The sequence below is a fragment of the Actinomadura citrea genome, from assembly GCF_013409045.1.
GTDB classification, from domain to species: domain Bacteria; phylum Actinomycetota; class Actinomycetes; order Streptosporangiales; family Streptosporangiaceae; genus Spirillospora; species Spirillospora citrea.
Window position 1 is genome coordinate 8,843,800 of the sequence record NZ_JACCBT010000001.1, and the last position, 18,653, is coordinate 8,862,452.

The window sequence follows — 18,653 nt, forward strand, 5'->3', positions numbered from 1 at the left end:
CCGCAGACAAGGATTTCGTGACATGACAGCAGCACCGAGTGCGGGGCATGCCGGGCGCGCCGACGCCCGCCGCAACCGAGAGCTCGTGCTACGCACGGCGATGCGCATGTTCGCCGCAGAGGGGCTGGGGGTGCCGCTCGGCCGGATCGCGCAGCGCGCCGGAGTCGGCCCCGCGACCGTCTACCGGCACTTCCCGAGCAAAGATGTCCTGGTCGAGGCGGTGTTCGCCGAGCACATCGAGGGTCTGGTGGCCGCCGCCGATCGGTGGGCCGCCCGCGCCGCGCCCGGTGACGCGCTGTTCGGCTTCCTGCTCGAAGTGATCGAGAAGTCGGCGGGCCGCCAGCACGTCTGCGATGCGCTCACCGCCGACCAGGGCTGGCCGCGCGCCGTGCTGACCGCTGCGGCGCAGCGGTTCCGCGAGGCGCTGGAGCGCTTGCTGTACGACGCGAAACAGGCCGGCGCGATACGCGCCGACGTACAGGCCGACGATCTGTCCGCGCTGGCCGTCGGCGGTATCGCGCTGCGTTCGGCACACCGGAACCGGGCACGCGGCACACGACTGGTGCGGCTGCTGCTGGACGGATTGCGGATCCCGGCCGTCACGAAAAATGAAATGTTCCGTGACATTTCGTCCGTGCCGCGTCACGAAACCACAGCCCCGAAACATTGCGTGGAATGCGGCTCGCGGCTACGTGTCCGTGCCACCGGGCGGCCGCCTCGCTACTGCGGTCCGGCCTGCCGCCAGCGCGCCCATCGGCGCCGTCGCGTCGCGAGTACTGCGTCGGCACTGACGTGAGTGGGTAGCCGCGTCTTTGCGGGGACGCTCATGCCGTTCCGAAGAATCGCTATCCGTGCCTCGTGCTGTCGACGAAACGTTCTTCGACGCGCCCTCAGAGAGGGTGGAGACAAAGGGACGGGCCCCGCGCATCGGGCCCGTCCCGCCGGCGCGTGTCAGCGGCGGTAGAGGTTGAGCTTCTCCTCGCCGATGCGCTCGCGCAGCGCCGGGTCGTCCACACCCTGGCCCTCGCCGGTGGCGCCGCACAGGACCGCGACCTTGCCGATGTGCTGGTTCGTCTGGACGGCCCGGGTCGCGTCGCCGGCCTCGTCCAGCGGGAAGACCTTCGACAGCGTCGGGTGGATCATGCCGAGCCCGATCAGCCGGTTGATCTCGACGGCCTCGTGGTAGTTGAAGCCGTGCGAGCCGATGATGCTCTTCAGCCGCATCCACAGGAACCGGTTGTCGTACTCGTGCCGGTATCCGGTGGAGGAGCCGCAGGTGACGATCTTGCCGCCGCGCTTGGCGACGTAGACGGACGCGCCGAACGTCTCGCGGCCGAGGTACTCGAACACGATGCCGGGGTCCTCGCCGACGAGCCGGCGGATCGCCTCGCCCAGCATCCGGCCCGCCTTGGGGTGCCGCAGGCCCTGCTCGCCGAGTTCCAGGTCGTTGCGGTTGATGACGTGCTCGCAGCCCTGCGACCGGACGATGTCCGCCTTCTCGTCGGAGGAGACCACCCCGACCGGGATGCCGCCGCCGTTCTTGACGAGCTGCGTCGCGTACGAGCCGAGCCCGCCGGTCGCGCCCCAGATCAGCACGACGTCGCCCTGCTTCATGCGGGCGCCGTGCGACCCGACGAGCATCCGGTAGGCGGTCGCGGCGCACAGCGTGTTCGAGCCGGCCTCCTCCCACGTCAGGTGGGCGGGCTTGCGGATCAGCTGGTTCGCCTTGACGATGCAGTACTCGCCGAGCGACCCGAAGTTCGTCTCGAAGCCCCACGCGAGCTGGCTCTCCGACATCATGCCGTCGTCGTAGGAGCCGTGGTCCTCCTCGTCCACGTAGGACGGGGACAGCACGACCTTGTCGCCGACCTTCCAGCTCTTCACGCCGCTGCCGGTGCGCACGACGACGCCCGAGCCGTCCGAGCCGAGGATGTGGTACGGCAGGTCGTGCCGGGCGCCGTGCCAGCCCTGCCGGCCGAACTTCTCCAGGAACGCGAACGTCGGGACCGGCTCGAAGATCGCCGACCAGACGGTGTTGAAGTTGATCGCGGCGGACATCACCGCCACGACGCACTCGTCGGGCGCGAGCTCGGGCATCTCGACCTCGCCGACGTGCAGGGAGCGGCGCACGTCCTTGTCGGTCTGGCCCTCGAAGATCCCGACCTCGTCCTTGCGGGTGAACGCCGCGCGGAAGCGGGTCGGCAGGTCGATCTCCTGCAGCTCGGGACCGCTCGCGCCGGACCGGACGGCGTCGAGCAGGGCGTGGGACGGGCCGGAGTGGGCCATGGGGGTGTCCTCCGTGGAACGGGGTTCGGGGGGCGGCCCTCAGCGGGCCGTGATCGGCGTGGGGACGGCGTCGCTCTCCCGCCGTCCCGCGAGCCGGGCCTCCAGGTGTGCGGCGAGAACGCCCACACCGGGCGGATCGAGCAGGTTGAGATGGTGCGCACCGGGGATCGTGACGATCTCCAGGTCGGCGCAGAGCCCGCCGAAACCGTTGGTCCCGTCGAGCACGTAGCGTGCGTCCCGCACCGCCCAGGGGGTCTCCTCGGGCGCGTAGTAGAGGACGACGTGCCCGTCGTAGGGCTCCGGCTTGTACGCCTCCAGGGAACGGGTGTCCTGGTGGGACGTGAGCTGGTGGGTGAGCGCCGCCGGGGGGATGTGGTCCACCAGCGGCGCCGCACGCTCCATGACCAGCGCGAACTGTGACTCCTCGTCCAGCCCGGACAGCTCCTCGTAGGTGAGGGCGACCTCCAGGCCGTAGGTCTCGTTGATGTAGTCGGCGAACGCGGAGAAGCGGCGGGCGAGCGTGTCGGACTCGTCGTCCACGGCCAGCGGTAGGCCCGCGTCGAACAGCGCGACGAACTCGACCTCGCGCCCCGCCGCCGTCAGCTGCCGGGCCGTCTCGTAGGCGAGGACGCCGCCGAACGACCAGCCGCCGAGCCGGAACGCGCCCTCGGGCTGCGCCTCCAGCAGGTGCCGGACGTAGCGGGCGGCGCGCTCCTCGACCGGCGGCGCGTCCTCGAACCGCTCCAGCCCGTACACCGGCTGGTCGTCGCCGAGCAGGTCGATGAGCTGGCGGTAGCAGGCGGTGGTGCCGCCGGCCGGGTGCGCGATGAAGATCGGCCGCCGGTCGCCGGACGTGTCATCGTGGGGGGACGGCCCCCCACGCCCCCCGGAACGGCTCCGGTTCAGCGGGCGTACGGTCTGCCGCGCCGCCTCCTCGTCGGCCGCCCTGAGGTACTCGGCGACGTTCTGCGCCGTCGGCGGCTCGAACAGCTCCCCGCGGGTGACCTCGGCGCCGAGCTCCTGCGCGACGAGCGCGACGACCCGGTCGGCCTGGTCGTCCCGCCCGCCGAGGTCGGAGAAGAAGTCGGCGGTGACGCCGACGCGGTCGAGGCCGAGGACGTCCTCGAAGATGCGGACGGCGAGGCGCTCGGCGGCGTCGCGCGGCATCACGTACCCGGACTCGGCGTTCGAGACCGCCGCGGGAGCGGGGGCGTCGGCCAGACCGAGCTCGCCGGCCGCCCACTCCTCGAACACGTTCACGCTGGCGCCCTGGAGCAGCACCGACGCCGGGACGGTCAGCCCGAGGTCGTGCTCGACGCCGCTCTTGATCCGGACCGCGACGAGGGAGTCCAGGCCGAGGTCGGTGAGCGGGACGGACGGGTCCAGGCGCTGCGGATCGAAGCCGAGCACGGCCGCGATCCGGTGCCTGACCTGCGCCGCGATCATCCTGCGGGCGGTCGCCGGGTCGAGCTCCCTGAGCGCCTCCACACCGGGCCAGTCGCCGGCGTCGTCGGCGCCCAGCTCGTCGGCCGCCTCGGTGAGCGCGGCGAAGTACGGCATGTTCCGGATCTCGGGGAACAGCCCGACCGCGGTGGCGGGATCGAAGCGCAGCACGCCCGTCGCCGCCCTGCCGTGCACGAGGAGCGCCTCCAGCGCCTCCGCGCCCTCCGCCGGGCTGATCGGGTCGATCACGGTGACCGACGTCTCGGCGGCCCCGCCGACCTGCGACCACGTGCCCCAGTTGATGGTCGTCCCGGGGCGCCCGTTCGCGCGCCGGTACGCCATGAGCGCGTCGATCGCGGCGTTCGCGGCGGCGTAGGCGGCCTGCCCCGGCGAGCCGAGCAGCGCGGCCGCCGAGGAGTGCATGACGAGCCAGTCGAGGTCGAGGTCCCAGGTGGCCTCGCTGAGCCGCCGCGCGCCCTCGACCTTCGCCGTCCACACCCTGTGGAGATCCTCCGGGCCGAGGTCGGCGATCAGCCGGTCGTCGATCGCTCCGGCGCCGTGGACCACGCCGCACAGCCTGGTTCCGCCCTCCTGGGCGACCCTGACGAGGCGCTCGGCCGTGCCGGGCCGGGCGATGTCGCCGAGCACGATGCCCACGTCCACGCCGTCCTCGCGCAGGCGGGCGATCACCTTCTCGGCGTCGGCGTCGGGGCCGCCGCGCCCGGACAGGACGATGCGCCCGGCACCCCGCTCGGCCAGCAGCCGTGCGGTGACCAGGCCGATCCCGCCGTACCCGCCGGTGATGACGTAGGCACCGCCACGCCGGACGACACGCTTCTTCTTGGCCGGCGCCTCGGGCAGGACGGCTTGGGCGAGGCGCGCCACATGCCGGGTGCCGGCGCGCCAGGCGACCTCCCGCGCGTCGTCGCCCGCCAGGAGTTCCGCGACGAGATCCGCGGGTCGGTCGACGTCCACATGGGTGGCGCGCTGGACGGTGCGTTCGAATGCCAGAACCCTGGTGAGCGCGCTGACGAATCCGTGGCCGGGGACGCCCTCGCCTGCCAGGGGCAAGGCGGAGCGGGTCGCGACATAGAGGCGGGGGCCGTCGGGGAGCGAGCGGCTCACCCCGGCGACGGCGAGGACGAGCTCCTCGTCCACGAGATCGGCGGACGGGACGAGCACGACGCCCTCGACCGGCTCGTCCATGGCCGGGTGGTCGTCCGGCGGCCGTTTCGTCGGGCGGTGCCGGACGACGCGCTTCCCGCGTTCTTCCAGGCCGGCGGCCGTCGCGTCGCCCAGCGCGTCGTCCTCCTCGGCCAGCACCAGCCAGGTGCCGCCTTCGGACGGCTCGGCGCCCTCCGGAAGGGGCGTCTCGTCCCAGACGAGTTCGACCAGCTTGTCGGCGAGCGGGACGGGGACGTCGTGGCGCTCGACCCGTCGGAGCACGATGCCGGTCGCCTCGGCGAGGACCTGGCCGTCCGCCGCCAGAAGCGCGACCGAGCCCGTCACGTCCTCCTCGTTCCGGACGACCTTCGCCCGCACGTGCCCGCCGCGATGCGTCGGGCCGAACACGCGGAGGCTGCCGATCGTCTCGGCCCGCCACACGCCGCCGTCGCCTCCCGCCGCCTCGTCCGACAGGACGGACAGGCAGCGGTCGAAGACCTCGGGGTGCAGCCGGTAGTGGCGGCTGCCGCGCTCGGCGGCGGCGACCTCGGTGGCCGCGCCCGGTCCGGTAGCGGCGGGGGGACGGTGGTCCTCGCCGACGTCCGCGCTGGCCAGCCGCGCCCACGTGCCCGCCGGGGTCAGCGCGTGGATCTCCACCCGCTGCTCCGCCTCGGTGAACGTCGTCGTCACGGTCGTGTGGTCGGCGAGCGCGAGCGGCCGCTCCATCCACAGGCTGTTGACACGGACGTCCTCGCCGCCGAGCGCGGCCGCCCCGGCGGCGAGCGCCATCTCCGCGAACGCCGCGACCGGCAGGGCGTGCAGCCCGTGGACGGCCGCCGCGGCCGGCCACGGCCGGGCGGCGAGCCCCACGTCGGCGCGCCAGGCGTGCCGGTCTTCGCCGGGAAGCTCCACATACGCGCCGAGGAGCGGATGTTCGTCGTTCTTGCCGGGCGTGCGCGCCGACAGGTCGACCCAGTGCCGCTCGTGCCGCCACGGCGACTGCGGGACGTCGACGATCCCTCCGTCCACGGGCCTGCCGGTCGCATGGCCGTGCGCGGCCAGGGTGGCGAGCTGCGCGTGGAACGTCAGCGTGTCGTCGGTCTCCTGGCCCTTCGGCGCCCGCTTGAGCGTGTGGGTGACGAGCGCGCCCGTCCCCTCCAGGGTCTCGCCGACCGCGTGCGCCAGGATCGGGTGCGCGTTGACCTCGACGAACGTCCGGAACCCGTCGTCTGCGGCGGCCGCGACGGCGTCCGTGAGCCGCACCGCGTTCCGCAGGTTCGCCGCCCAGTGGTCGACGCCGAGGGCGGACGCGGAGTCGAGGTAGGCGCGGGGGTCGTCCAGGGCGCTGGTATAGAGCCTGATGCCTTCGGCGAGCGGGGCGCCCCGCTCGGCGCCCACGTCGGCGAGGAGTTCGCGCAGCTCGGGAAGGAGAGGGTCGACCTGGGGCGAGTGGCCTGCGCCCTCGGCCTGCACCAGCCGGGCGAGCCGGCCCTCGGCCTCGGCCCGCTTGACGATCTCGGCGATCTGGTCGGCGTCTCCGGTCACCACGGTCTGCCTCGGCGAGGAGTGCACGGCCGCGTAGACCTCGGGCAGGCCCGCGCCGAGCCGTGCGACCTCAGCGGCGGACGCGCCGAGGACCGCCATCGCACCGCCGCCGACGAGCCGCGTCAGCAGGCGGGACCGGCGGCAGATGACGCGGACGCCGTCCTCCACGGTGAGCGCGCCCGCGACGACGGCCGCCGCGACCTCGCCCATCGAGTGGCCGACCACCGCGCCGGGCGTGACGCCGTACGCCCGCCACATGCGGGCGAGGGCGACCTGGATGGCGAACAGCACCGGCATCGTGTCGGCCGGGCCGTCCGGCCTGCGGCCCTCTTCGAGGAGCGTCCACAGGTCGGGGCCGCCCTCCTCGGCGAACAGGCCGTCCAGGTCGTCGATGGCCTCGGCGAACGCGGGCTCCTCCTCCAGGAGCCGCTGCGCCATGCCCGCGCGCTGTGCCCCGTAGCCGGAGAACACCCACACGGGACGGCCGGGCGCGCCGAGCGCCGTACCCGTCACCGATCCCGGGTGGGGACGGCCTTCGGCGAGGGCGGTCAGCCCTTCGACGAGCCCTGCGCGGTCTCTGGCGGCCACGGCGGCGCGGGCCCGTCCACGGCCGGCACGCCGGTGCAGGGTGCGGGCGACGTCGGCGAGACTCACGTCCTGGTTCGGGAGCCACTCGGCCAGGAGGGCCGCATGGTCGCGGATACGGTCGTCGCTGGTGTCGGACAGCGGGAACGTCCTGACCACGGCCGGATGGACGGTCGTCTCCTGCGCGGGCGCCTCTTCCAGGACGACGTGCGCGTTCGTCCCGCCGAAGCCGAATCCGGACACACCGGCCCGTGCGGGACGCCCCCGGTCAGGCCACGGCGTCTCCTCCGCGACGACCGCGAGGCGCAGCTCGTCGAACGGGATGTGCGGGTTGGGCTCCTTGTAGTGCGCGCTCGGCGGAATGACCCGGTGGTGCAGCGCGAGGACCGTCTTGATGAGGCCCGCGATGCCCGCCGCGGACTCCATGTGCCCGAGATTGGACTTCGCGGAGCCGAGCAGCAGCGGCTCCTCGGGGTCGCGGCCCGCGCCCAGGACGTCGCCGACGGCCTTGGCCTCGATGGGGTCGCCGAGGAACGTCCCCGTCCCGTGGGCCTCGACGTAGTCGACCTCTCGCGTGTCGATGCCCGCGCTCGCGTACACGTCCCGCAGCAGGGCGCGCTGCGCGTCGGAGTTCGGGGCGACGAGGCCGTTCGAGCGCCCGTCGGAGTTGACGCCGGAGCCGCGGATCACGGCGAGGACGCGGTCGCCGTCCCGCTCCGCGTCCGACAGCCGCTTCAGGACGACGGCGCCGCAGCCCTCCGCGCGGACCATGCCGTCGGCGGACGCGTCGAACGCCTTGCAGTGCCCGTCCGCCGCCGTCCCGCCGGCGAGGTCGAACGTCATCGTGACGGTCGGCGACAGCAGCAGGTTCACGCCCCCGGCCAGCGCCACGTCGGCCTCGCCGCTGCGCAGCGCCTGCACGGCGAGATGCGCCGAGACCAGCGACGACGAGCACGCCGTGTCGACGATCATGCTGGGGCCGCGCAGGTCGAGCAGGTACGACAGCCGGCCCGCGATGATGCTGAGCGCCGCGCCCGTCGCCGTGAACGGTTCGAGGGACGCCAGGTCGGACGCCGTGAACGCGGCGTACTCCGGCGCGGACACGCCGACGAAGACGCCCGTGCGGCTGCCGCGCAGCGACGCCGGGCCGATGCCGGCGTGCTCGAACGCCTCCCACGCGACCTCGAGGACGAGCCGCTGCTGCGGGTCCATGACCGCGGCCTCGCGCGGGGTGATGCCGAAGAACTGCGCGTCGAACTCGGCGACGTCCCGGAGGAAGCCGCCGAGCCGCGTCGTACTGGCGAGCAGGTCGCCGACCTCGGGGGAGCCGTCGTCGAACGCGTCCCACCGGCCGTCCGGCACCTCGCGGATCGCGTCGCCGCGCCCGGTCAGGAAGCGCCAGTAGTCGTCCGGGCCGGTCAGGTCGCGGCCGCCGCCGGGGAAGCGCAGACCGACGCCGACGACGGCGATCGGCTCGTCGCCCGCGGCCCGCCTCACGGCCGGCTCCGGCGCCGGGGTCTCCTCGGGGGTCCCGCCGGCCAGCGCGACGGAGAGCTTGTTGATCGTCGGATGTTCCCAGACGAGGGTGGCGGGGAGGGCCCGCCCGAGCATCTGCTCAAGCTCGCCGGCGATCGCGACCGCGTCCCTGGAGGCCAGACCGAACTCCTCCAGCGGCCGGTCGGGGTCGACTTCGGCGGCGGTGGTCCTGGAGCGGCGCGCGATCTGCTCGATCAGGTGCCGGCGGACCGAATCCTCGCTGATCCGTGTCTCGTCCTGCGCGTTCTCCCGCGCGGCTCCGGAACGATCGTTGCTCTGCATGCGGTGGGTTCCCCCCATGAAACCGGGATCGTTCGGCGAAGCGGAGGGACCACTTTGTCTTACGATGACCGACTCACGATGCGCACCCAGACCACTTTTCTCCCCCATGTCTTGTCACGGCGATGACAAGACTCGGCAGTAACCAATGTGGCCTGATGGGATAGTTGTGGTACCACGGCCTGGAGTCAGGGCTGAGTAACGAAGTGCAAACCAATAGTAACAATAGCGACGACTGTTTTTAGGGGGAAGCGGCGGATTTCCGCGGCCGGTGCGGGAGTTCACGCCGTACGGACTGTTGACCCGCGGCCGATATCGATGGGCGCTGGCGGTGGTGGCCGTCAGCGCATTCATGATCACCATGGACAACACGGTGGTCGCGAACGCGCTGCCCACCATCATGAGCGACCTCGACATGTCCAACTCGGCCAAGGACTGGGTCGCCACCGGCTACATCCTGATGTTCTCGTGCCTGATGGTGGCGGGCGGGCGCCTCACCGACGTCTTCGGCTGCCGCGTCACCTTCGTGTCCGGGATGGTCGTCTTCACCGCCGCGTCCGCCGTCTGCGGCCTCGCCCCCGACTCGGCGACCCTCATCCTCGCCCGCGTCGCGCAGGGCGCCGGCGCCGCGCTGGCACTCCCCGCCACGCAGGTCATGGTCACCGTCGGACGCACCGACAAGCAGCGCTCCCTCGGCACGATCGTCTGGGTCGGCGCCGGCTCCAGCGCCACCGCCCTCGGCCCCACCATCGGCGGCTTCATCGTCCAGCAGTGGAGCTGGGGCTGGATCTTCCTGATCAACATCGTCCCCGGCATCCTGGTCATCCTGCTCGGCCTGGTCGTCCTCACCGGCAAGGGCGAGAACCGCGACGCCCGCGTCGACCTGCCCGGCGTGCTCATCTCCGCCACGATGCTGTTCGCCTTCACCTACGGGCTGGAGTCCGGGAACAAGCACGGCTGGGCCGACCCGTCCGTCCTCAGCGTGTTCGCGCTCGCGTTCATCGCCCTGGCCTGCTTCGTCCTGGTGGAGAGCTGGGCTCCCGACCCGATGATCAATCTGCGGTTCTTCCGCAACCGGGTCTTCGCCGGCGGCCTGCTCTCCCAGATGCTCTACGGCATCGGCTTCAACGGGATGATCTTCTATTCGGCGACGTTCCTGCAGCGCTTCCTCGGCTTCTCCCCGCCCCAGGCGGGCCTGGTGATGCTGCCGCCGTCCATCGCCATCATGGTCATGACGCCCGTCGCGTTCTGGCTGGCCGCCAAGCTCGGCCCCCGCCCCGCCATCGGCGGCGGCCTCGCCCTCATGGCCTTCGGCATGTTCCTGTTCTCCACCATCCAGCAGGGCGACGGCTACGCCGACCTCATGCCCGGCGTCATGATCGTCGGCGTCGGCGCCGCGATGGGCATGCCGCTCGTCATGTACGTCCTGAAGGCCGTCCCGGAGCAGCAGGCGGGCGTCGCGAGCGGCATCATCAACGTCATCCGCGAGGCCTCGGGCGCCTTCGGCATCGCCATCGTCGGCCTGCTCATCCACCACGTCCCGGAGGAGGGCGCGAGCGCCGCCGAGCTGGAGACGTTCCGCAGCGGCACCGCCTCCGGCCTCATCCTCGGCGCCGCTCTCGTCCTCATCGGCGGCCTGATCAGCGGCCTCACCCTCCCCAGCCGCCGCGGCTGGCTGGGCCCCAAGCACGGCAAGTCCTCCCCCCTCGTCGAACCCGCACCCCGCCGCCCCGCCTCGCCACCCCGCGACCCCGTCCCCGCCCTGACCGCCCCGATCGCCGTCGCCACCCCGCCGGGCGAGCCCCTCCCACTCCCCCTCACCTGGGAGGAAGACCCCATGCCCGACCCCACTCCGGGCCCCCACTGGTGGACCGACTCCGACCCGAAGCCCCAAGACGACACCCACGCCTGGACCACCGAAACCCCCTGGCCCCCGCCTCCGCCCACCCCCAACCCTTGGAAAGACTGGCCCACCCCCGAGCCGCCCCCCGGCGCCCCCGGCCCCTCCGGCCCCTCACCGACCGGACCATTGCCCGAGCCCCCCGCAACGCTCCCTCACTCCGCCACCCCGGGGAGCCCCCCGCGCCGGGACACGGCACCGTCCCAAGACGCGAAAGCCCTGCGGAGCCCAAGCTCACAGGACGAACGCGATATCGCCGGAGCGCCCGACTCCCAGTGGGACGAGGCGGGCCTGCGTGCTGCCTCGGAGGAGGCGCCCGCCCTCGTGGAGGTCGACCACGGGGAGACCGTCGAGGGCGAAGAGGCCCCACCCGGCGGCGGCCTGGAGCCCGCCGGGACGCCCGAGGCCATGAGCGAGCCACCGCGCGGACCTGCGGCAGACTCCCGAGAGCGTCCTGAACTGGGGGCCGAGCTCCCATGGGAGAACCGCTCGGGATCCGACGCCGAGGTCGCCGATGACCCGCCGGCGATGGACGCGCCACCGCACGAAAGTCCGATGCCCTTCGCAGAACACGCCGACCCCGAAGAGCCAGTCGGGATTCCGCCCGGATCGGGAGTCGGCCCCAGGGAGACCGAAGAGGCAAAGAACACGAGCGCGTACGAAAGTCCAACAAGCCTTCGGGAGCATGTCGAGCTTGGCGAAGGTGCTGAGGGCCGCTGGGGAGACGACCTGGGAGCCGCCGAGGGCCCTGGGGAGCTCCCGGGCGAGAGCGCGACCACTCTGCCGTACGAACACCCGATGAAACCCGATGCGCACACCGGCCTCGGCGAGAGTGGCGGGGGACGGTTCCACGGGCCGGAGGCCATCGTCCGCGAGGCCGGGACGCCGTCGTCCGAGGGCGCAGCGGCGCCGCCGCACGGGCGTCCGGTGGACGCCGGGGAGCCTGCGAAGAGTGGCGAGGGGCTTGCGGACGGCTCGGAGGGCGGCGCCGGGGGCGGCGCCGCTTCGGTGGTGGAGGGGGCGGGTGCCGGTCCGGCGGACGGGAGTTCGGTGGGGTGCGACGAACTCGAGGACGGGGGGCGGCCGGCGCCGCCGGAGGGGTGGTACGAGCCTTACGTGCCCGAGGAGGAGCCGGCGGAGGGCCCTCACATCGTCCCGCGCAGTGATGCCTGGTAGGAGGTAGCGTGAGCCGGATCGTGATCTTCGCGGCGGGGTCGCGGGGGGACATCCAGCCCTGCGTGGCGCTGGGGCGGGCGCTGCGGGCGCGGGGAGACGACGTGCGGCTGGTGGCGAGTGCGCGGTACTCGCCCATGGTCGTCGCGGCGGGGCTGGAGCTCGCGCCGCTGACGGCGGATCCGACGGAGATCCTCGAATCGGACGCCGGGCAGGAGTTGCTGGCCGGGGGGCGGAATCCGGTGAAGTTCCTCGGCGGCTTCCGGCGGATCCTCGGGCCGATGGCCGAGCGGCTGCTGGCGGAGTGTTCGGACGCCTGTAAGGGCGCGGATCTGATCTTGGGCCCCACACTGGGATTCCTTCCTCGGCATCTGGGCGAACATCTCGGTGTTCCGTGGGCGTTGATTCATTTCCAGCCGAGCGAGCCGACCGGGGCGTTCCCGCACCCGTTCGTCCCGCAGGCGCGCGTGCTCGGGCCTTGGGCGAATCGGGCGAGCTTCCTCGCGGTCGACCAGATCGCGTGGCAGCTCTCGCGCCCGTTCATCAACCCGTGGCGGGACAGGTCGCTCGGATTGCCGCGGCTGCCGTTGCGGGGCCGGCGGACCGACGGTGCCCCGGTGCTGGCGTGCTTCAGTCCGGTTGTGGTTCCGCGCCCCGGGGACTGGGCCTCCAACGTGAACCTGACGGGCTACTGGTTCCTCGACGAGCCGGAGTGGGAGCCTCCCGGGGAACTCGCAGAGTTCCTGGCGGCGGGGCCCGCGCCGGTGTACGTCGGGTTCGGGAGCATGGTGCCGAAGGACGCCGAGATGACCGGCATGGCCGTGCGGGCGGCGCTGAAGCTCGCCGGAGTCCGGGGCATCGTGCAGGGCGACCCGGCGAGGTCGGACGAGGACGTGTTCGCCGTCCGGGACGTGCCGCACTCGTGGCTGTTCCCGCGCATGGCGGCGGTCGTGCACCACGGGGGCGCCGGCACGACGGCGGCGGGGCTGCGGGCGGGTGTGCCCACCGTGGTGTGCCCGTTCTTCGGCGACCAGCCGTACTGGGGCGAACGCGTCGCGGCGCTGGGGGCGGGGCCCGCCCCGCTGCCGTTCCGCGCGATGACCGTGCCGCGGCTCGCCTCGAAGATCCGGCGCGCGGTCCGGGATCAGGGGATGGCCGACCGGGCGAGTGAGCTGGGCCGCCGCATCCGGGACGAGGACGGCATCGGACGGGCACAGGAGATCATCGACTCGCTCCTTTGATGGACGTCATCGTCACATCGCGCGAGCGGCCCCTCCTCCGACGGGGCGACGGGGTGCGGCATGCCTTACGGCCAGGCAAGGCGTGTCTTGCGGAGCGGTCGGCGGTCAAGTCGTCTGGTCAGGACTCGACCGCTTCATCAGGTTCGTCCTGCCACCTGCATCCAGTCCATGCATGCCCAGGTCGTCACACCTCGTCCCCCGGTCGGTGCACGGACTGAGCCGCATCAAATGCGTCCCTGCCTTTTCAGGGGTTTGGGGCGTCCTGTTCTTCGCCCCAGTGCCAGCCTGAGCCGTCCGGGTTGGGGACGATCACGCGTCTGCTGCGGGGGGCGGTGCGCGGCGCCGGTTGCGGCGGGCCGTTCGCCCACGGCGCCCAGGGCGCTCCATCGGGCTGCGGCGGCCGGCCGGACTCCGCGTCAGCCGGAGCCGTCCGGAAGACCATTTTCGGCGACTCGCCTGCGCCCGGCTGCGGGGCGGGCTGGAACGCGGCGTTCGTGTCCGGTCGCCGACGGGCGCGCGGCACGTCCACGGGGGCCTTGGCCGAAGGAGCATTCGGGCCGGGCGGTTCGGGGTCCTGGCGGGCGAGAGGTGGCTCCGGCATGGCGGGCCGCATCCCGGTCGGGTCGGCGATGTCCGGGCGGGCGTGCCCGTTCGGCGGCGCGGCGCCCGTGGGAGGCGGGGTCGCGTCCGCCCAGTTGATGGCGTAGGGGAAGGGCTGCTCTTCCGGGAGTCGGGGCGGGGTCACGGTGGCGCCGGCCGGGACGAGGGCGTTGCGCTCGCGCAGGTCCATGCGGGCGTGCAGGCCGGCGAGGAAGCCCGGCAACCACCAGTTGGCCGCGCCCATGAAGCGCATCGTGGCGGGGACGAGGAGGGAGCGGACGAGAGCGGCGTCCACGACGACGGCCACGAACATGCCGACGCCGATCAGCTTCACGACGGTGATCCCGGCCATGCTGAACGCGGCGATGACGAGGAGGAAGAGCAGCGCGGCGCTGGTGATGATGCCGCCCGTGTGCTGCATCCCGGACGCGACGGCGACGCGGTTGTCGTGCGTGAGGTCCCATTCCTCGCGGATGCGGCTCAGCAGGAAGACCTCGTAGTCCATGGACAGGCCGAACACGACCGCGAGGATGAGGATCATGCTGGTGGCCTCGACGCCGCCGGTGGGGGTGAAGTCCAGCAGCCCGGCGAGGTGCCCGTACTGGAAGCCCCAGACGATCGCGCCGAACGAGGCGCCGATCGACAGGACGTTCATGACGATGGCCTTCAGCGGCAGGACGATCGAGCCGAAGAACATGAAGAGCAGGACGAACGTGGCGATCCCGACGACGAGCGCCATCTTCGGCAGAGATCTCATCAGGCTCGACATCAGGTCCATCTGGGCGGCGGTGCTGCCGCCGACGTCGATGTGCATCGGGTAGCCGTCCTTGGACAGGCTCAACCCGCGGATCTTGGTGACGAGATCCTGGGCGTGCTGGTCCATCGGCTCGTACTTGTGCGTGACGGAGATGCGCACGCCCCCGTACGAGCCGGAGTAGCCGGTGAACTGGGCCTCGGTGACACCGGGGAGGGACGCGAGCTGCTTCCTGAACTGCTCCAGGTAGGGCGGGATGGGGTCGCCCTTGCCGGACGGCGTCCAGTCGCGCGGGATGAGGTCTCCGGACACCACCACGTCGATCGGCTCGACGGATCCGTTGGGGAAGTCCTTCTTGATGGTCTCGACCACGGCGCGGGTGGGGCTGCCCTTGGGCAGGACGCGGGCGTCCACGCTGCCGAACTGGACGTTCAGGAACGGCACGAACATCACGCCCAGGATGACGAGCACGACCGCGAAGTACGGGAGCGGGTGCTTCATCACGCTGTGACCGAGCCGGTACCAGAAGCCGCTCTCGGGGTCTCGCCGCGCGCGCTTGGCCGTGGGGCGCCGCCACCACATCTGCCCGCCTTCGACACGCGGCCCTAGGAGGGCCAAGAGCGTCGGCAGCAGGACGGTGGCTCCGAACACCGCGACCATGACGGTGGCTATGCCGGCGAGCCCGATCGTCCGGAGGAACATCTGCGGGAAGAGCAGGAGGCCCGCGAGAGCCGCCGAGACGGTGATGCCGCTGACCATGATGGTGCGGCCGGCGGTCGCCATGGTGGCGGCCAGGGCGGCCTCGCGTATGGGTTTGAGCGCCGTCCTGTACGCCTTCTTCGCGGCCTTGCGCGCTGCCTTGTCGCGTTCCCGCTTCCAGGGTTTTCCGGGTGGCAGACCTTGCGCGGCCATGCCGCGCTGAAGTTCCTCACGGAAACGGCTGATGATGAACAGCGAGTAGTCGATCGCCAGGCCGACGCCCATCATCGTGACGACTTCCAGAGCGAAGGACGTCACGTCCGCCGTGTACGTCACCACGTGCAGGACGGCCAGTCCGCCGACCGTCGAGAAGACGGCCACGACGATGGGCAGGACCGAGGCCATCACGGCGCCGAACAGGATGACGAGCAGGATGAGCAGGGGCAGTGCGGTGATGGTCTCCGCGCGGACGATGTCGGCCACGACCTGCTTGCCGAACTCCTCGCCCAGCGGGACGCTGCCGCCGTACCGGACGTCGAGCCCTGGCGCGGCCATGCGGTCCTTGACGGCGTGGTAGTTCTCCGTCTTGTCCGCGCCCTCCTTGCCCTTCAGCTTCACCGCGACGAAGGTCGAGTGCCGGTCGTGGGAGGCGAACGTGCGCGCGGCCTCGCCGTTGAACGACCAGTAGGAGATGATCTCGTCGACCTGGGCCTTGGGCAGCCGCGCGATGGTGGTGACGACGCTCGCCTCGAAGCGCGGGTCGTCCACCGTCATCGTGTCGCTCGAATACAGGACGAGGACGTCGGGGTTGGTGCTGCCGAAGTAGGTCGCGCCCAGCTTGGCGACGAGCGTCGAGGACGCGTCGGGGTCCTCGAAGCCGCCCTCCTTGAACTTGGCGAACACGCCGAGTCCCCAGGCGCCCGCCACCCCGGTCATGATCAGGATCAGGACGAGGCTGGTCCAGCGTCGCCGGTGGATGAGACGCCCCAGCCCCGAAAGCATGATCCTCCTGTTTCGCCACGGCCGCCCGGAGGCTCCCTTGCCTCCGCGCGGCCGGTTTCCGTCGTTACCTGCGAGACGCCAGGCGGTCCGCAGTCGTCGCGAGGTCGCCGTCGAGGAAGCGCTGCCGTGTCGCGGCCCGTGCGATCTTCCCGCTGGAGGTGCGCGACACGCCACCCGGTTCTATCAACACGAACGCGTGGACGCTCATCTCGTGCTCGACGTTGACGGCCGCGCGGACCGCGGACTCCACCTCGTCCACGTCGAGCCGCCCGAGGGGGACCCGGCGGTTGCGCTCGGCGACGACCACCAGCCGCTCGGTCTCCTCCCCGGTGAGCGCGAACGCGGCCACGTGGTCGGGGCGGACCGCCGGGTGCGCCTCCTGCGCCGTGACCTCGATGTCCTGCGGGTAGTGGTTGCGGCCGTCCACGATGATGAGGTCCTTGATACGTCCGGTCACATAAAGCTCACCCTCGTGGACGACTCCGTAGTCACCGGTCTTCATCCACGGACCGGACGGCAGGTCCCCGGGTTCGGACAGCTCGCCGCCGAACGTCTCCTGGCTCCGCTCGGAGTTGCGCCAGTAGCCGGGTGCCGTGTTGGGGCCGTGCACCCAGATCTCGCCGACCCGCCCGTCCGGCTGCTCGACGCGGGCCTCGGGGTCGACGATCGCGACGATCTGCCCGCACGGGCGCCCGCACGACACGAGCGCGCTCGTCCCGTCCGCGTCGTCCTCGCGGAGCCGCAGGTCGCCCTGGGTGAGCGCCTCCCGGTCCACGGAGATGATCTTCGGCGGGACGTCCTCGGCGGCGGCCGTGACGAACACGGTGGCCTCGGCCAGCCCGTACCCCGGCGCCTGCGCGCCCGGACGCAGCCCGGCCGGCGCCAGCGCGTCGGCGAACGTCGACAGCGTCGAGGTGCGGATCGGCTCCGCGCCGTTCAGGCAGGTCGTCAGCCCGGACAGGTCCAGGTGGGCGATCTTCTCCGGCGCGGCCATGGACGCGACGTACTCGTAGGCGAAGTTCGGCCCGGCGGTGTAGACGTTCTTGCCGGGCCGCTCCGCGATGAGCTGCAGCCACCGCATCGGGTTCATGATGAACGAGACGGGGTCGGTGTAGATGGCGTGGTCGCCGCGCACCAGCGGCAGTGCCATCGTCGCGATCAACCCCATGTCGTGGAACAGCGGCAGCCAGCTCACCAGCTCGGGGTCCGGCTTCTCGGGCGCCCACCCCGCCCACAGCTGCGCGGCGTTCGCCGTCACGTTCCCGTGGGTGATCTCCACTCCGGCCGGACGGCGCGTCGATCCCGACGTGTACTGCAGGTAGGCGACGTCGTCGAACGCGATCGTCTCGTCCCGCCAGCGGTCCGCCAGGGCCAGGTCGACCTCCTCGGCGAACACGATCTCCTTCGGCTGCGGGACGTCGTGGTCGGCGAGGAACTTCTCCACGTGCGGCAGCGCGTTCCGCGTCGTGACGATCACCGCGGGCTCGGCGTCGGCGTAGGCGCCGATCAGCCGGTCGGCGTGCCCCGGCAGGTCGGGCGAGAACAGCGGGACCGCGATGACGTGCGAGTACAGGGCGCCGAGCATGGTCATCATGTATTCGAGCGTCTGCGGCAGCAGCAGCGCGGCGCGCTCCCCGGGCCCGGTGACCTGCCGGAGCGTCACCGCCATGGCGCGCGCCCGCCGGTCGGTCTCGGCCCAGCTCAGCGTGAGGTGCGCGCCGGACGGGTCGGCCGAGTAGTCGACGAAGGTGTAGGCCGGGGCGTCCGGCTTCTCCCTCGCCCACCGCGCGACCCGCTCGATCAGCGGGGTGCGGCCGGAGCCGCCGGGCAGGAGTTCGGGAAGCAACGAGCCCAATGCCATTGATCATCTCCCGAGGGGGACGGGCCGGACGGGGCCGTGGACGGTGCCGTGAGGGGGTTGCACTCCGCCGGCCAAGGTGCGCCGCGCCCGCCGGACGACTCTGTCTGGACGCCCCGGTGACCGGCGATGATCACAAGCTACCGGATGGTAGTCAGCGGGCGATATTAGCTCCCGGTCACATTCGCCGAAGCACGGTTTGTCATCCCCGTGACAAGAGGAAATCCCCTTTCACACCAGGGCTTCCGACCGGTCACCGACCGTGCCCGGGGCTACTGTTCAGCGGAGAAGATCTGCTCCATGATGCCCCGGCGGTGCCGCCCCTGGTACGTCGTCGCCGGGTTCACCTCGTCCGGGAGCTCGGCGAGGTAGCGGCTCTCCGCGTCGATGAGCTGCTCCAGCTCACCGCGGTCGAGAAAGACGCCCTTGCATCCCGGGCATTCCTCGATCACGACCCCGTGGCGTTCGTGAGTGTCGAGCTGGGAGTCGCACTTCGGGCACTGCAGCGTCGCGTCTGACATACCGGATCCCCTGTCCGTCACGACCGCGTTTACCGTCGCCGGTCAGCTTACTGACACCGGATCCTTT

At 72.0% G+C, this 18,653-nt stretch carries 8 protein-coding genes; 3 read left to right on the top strand and 5 right to left on the bottom strand.

Translation table 11 applies throughout. The features are described from left to right. The first annotated feature begins 22 nt into the window (after positions 1-22). Positions 23-796, top strand: a complete 774-nt coding sequence (locus tag BJ999_RS40540) for a TetR/AcrR family transcriptional regulator (RefSeq protein ID WP_179838125.1) — start codon at positions 23-25, stop codon at positions 794-796. Positions 797-951: 155 nt separating this feature from the next. Here the strand turns inward: BJ999_RS40540 and ccrA are convergent, their stop codons facing one another. Both ccrA and BJ999_RS40550 read right to left on the bottom strand, forming a co-directional pair. Beyond that, positions 952-2,286, bottom strand: a complete 1,335-nt coding sequence (ccrA, locus tag BJ999_RS40545; RefSeq protein WP_179838126.1) for a crotonyl-CoA carboxylase/reductase — start codon at positions 2,284-2,286, stop codon at positions 952-954. Between the two features lie 39 nt (positions 2,287-2,325). Further along, positions 2,326-8,841: a type I polyketide synthase gene (locus BJ999_RS40550; protein WP_179838127.1), complete on the bottom strand. Its 6,516-nt coding sequence runs from the start codon at positions 8,839-8,841 to the stop codon at positions 2,326-2,328. Between the two features lie 358 nt (positions 8,842-9,199). Between BJ999_RS40550 and BJ999_RS43360 the strand changes: the two genes are divergently transcribed. Then, positions 9,200-11,914, top strand: coding sequence for an MDR family MFS transporter (locus tag BJ999_RS43360; protein ID WP_268247762.1), 2,715 nt, complete (start codon positions 9,200-9,202; stop codon positions 11,912-11,914). 8 nt (positions 11,915-11,922) lie between these two features. Beyond that, entirely contained in the window at positions 11,923-13,152 is a 1,230-nt protein-coding gene (locus tag BJ999_RS40560; RefSeq protein ID WP_179838129.1) for a glycosyltransferase, read from the top strand. Positions 13,153-13,396: 244 nt separating this feature from the next. Here BJ999_RS40560 and BJ999_RS40565 read toward each other — a convergent pair whose 3' ends face one another. The 3 genes from BJ999_RS40565 to BJ999_RS40575 all read right to left on the bottom strand — a co-directional run bounded on the left by BJ999_RS40565 (position 13,397) and on the right by BJ999_RS40575 (position 18,586). Continuing rightward, positions 13,397-16,207, bottom strand: a complete 2,811-nt coding sequence (locus BJ999_RS40565) for an MMPL family transporter (protein ID WP_179838130.1) — start codon at positions 16,205-16,207, stop codon at positions 13,397-13,399. 64 nt (positions 16,208-16,271) lie between these two features. After that, entirely contained in the window at positions 16,272-18,068 is a 1,797-nt protein-coding gene (locus BJ999_RS40570) for a fatty acyl-AMP ligase (protein WP_179838131.1), read from the bottom strand. Between the two features lie 269 nt (positions 18,069-18,337). Further along, complete coding sequence (locus BJ999_RS40575; RefSeq protein ID WP_179838132.1) at positions 18,338-18,586, bottom strand: TFIIB-type zinc ribbon-containing protein; 249 nt, start codon at positions 18,584-18,586, stop codon at positions 18,338-18,340. Positions 18,587-18,653 lie beyond the last annotated feature (67 nt).

Bases quoted from the DNA above. Each gene is read 5' to 3' on its own strand.
- BJ999_RS40540 (WP_179838125.1), top strand. From the start codon at position 23: ATGACAGCAGCACCGAGTGCGGGGCATGCCGGGCGCGCCGACGCCCGC.
- ccrA (WP_179838126.1), bottom strand. From the start codon at position 2,286: ATGGCCCACTCCGGCCCGTCCCACGCCCTGCTCGACGCCGTCCGGTCC.
- BJ999_RS40550 (WP_179838127.1), bottom strand. From the start codon at position 8,841: ATGCAGAGCAACGATCGTTCCGGAGCCGCGCGGGAGAACGCGCAGGAC.
- BJ999_RS43360 (WP_268247762.1), top strand. From the start codon at position 9,200: ATGGACAACACGGTGGTCGCGAACGCGCTGCCCACCATCATGAGCGAC.
- BJ999_RS40565 (WP_179838130.1), bottom strand. From the start codon at position 16,207: ATGCTTTCGGGGCTGGGGCGTCTCATCCACCGGCGACGCTGGACCAGC.
- BJ999_RS40570 (WP_179838131.1), bottom strand. From the start codon at position 18,068: ATGGCATTGGGCTCGTTGCTTCCCGAACTCCTGCCCGGCGGCTCCGGC.
- BJ999_RS40575 (WP_179838132.1), bottom strand. From the start codon at position 18,586: ATGTCAGACGCGACGCTGCAGTGCCCGAAGTGCGACTCCCAGCTCGAC.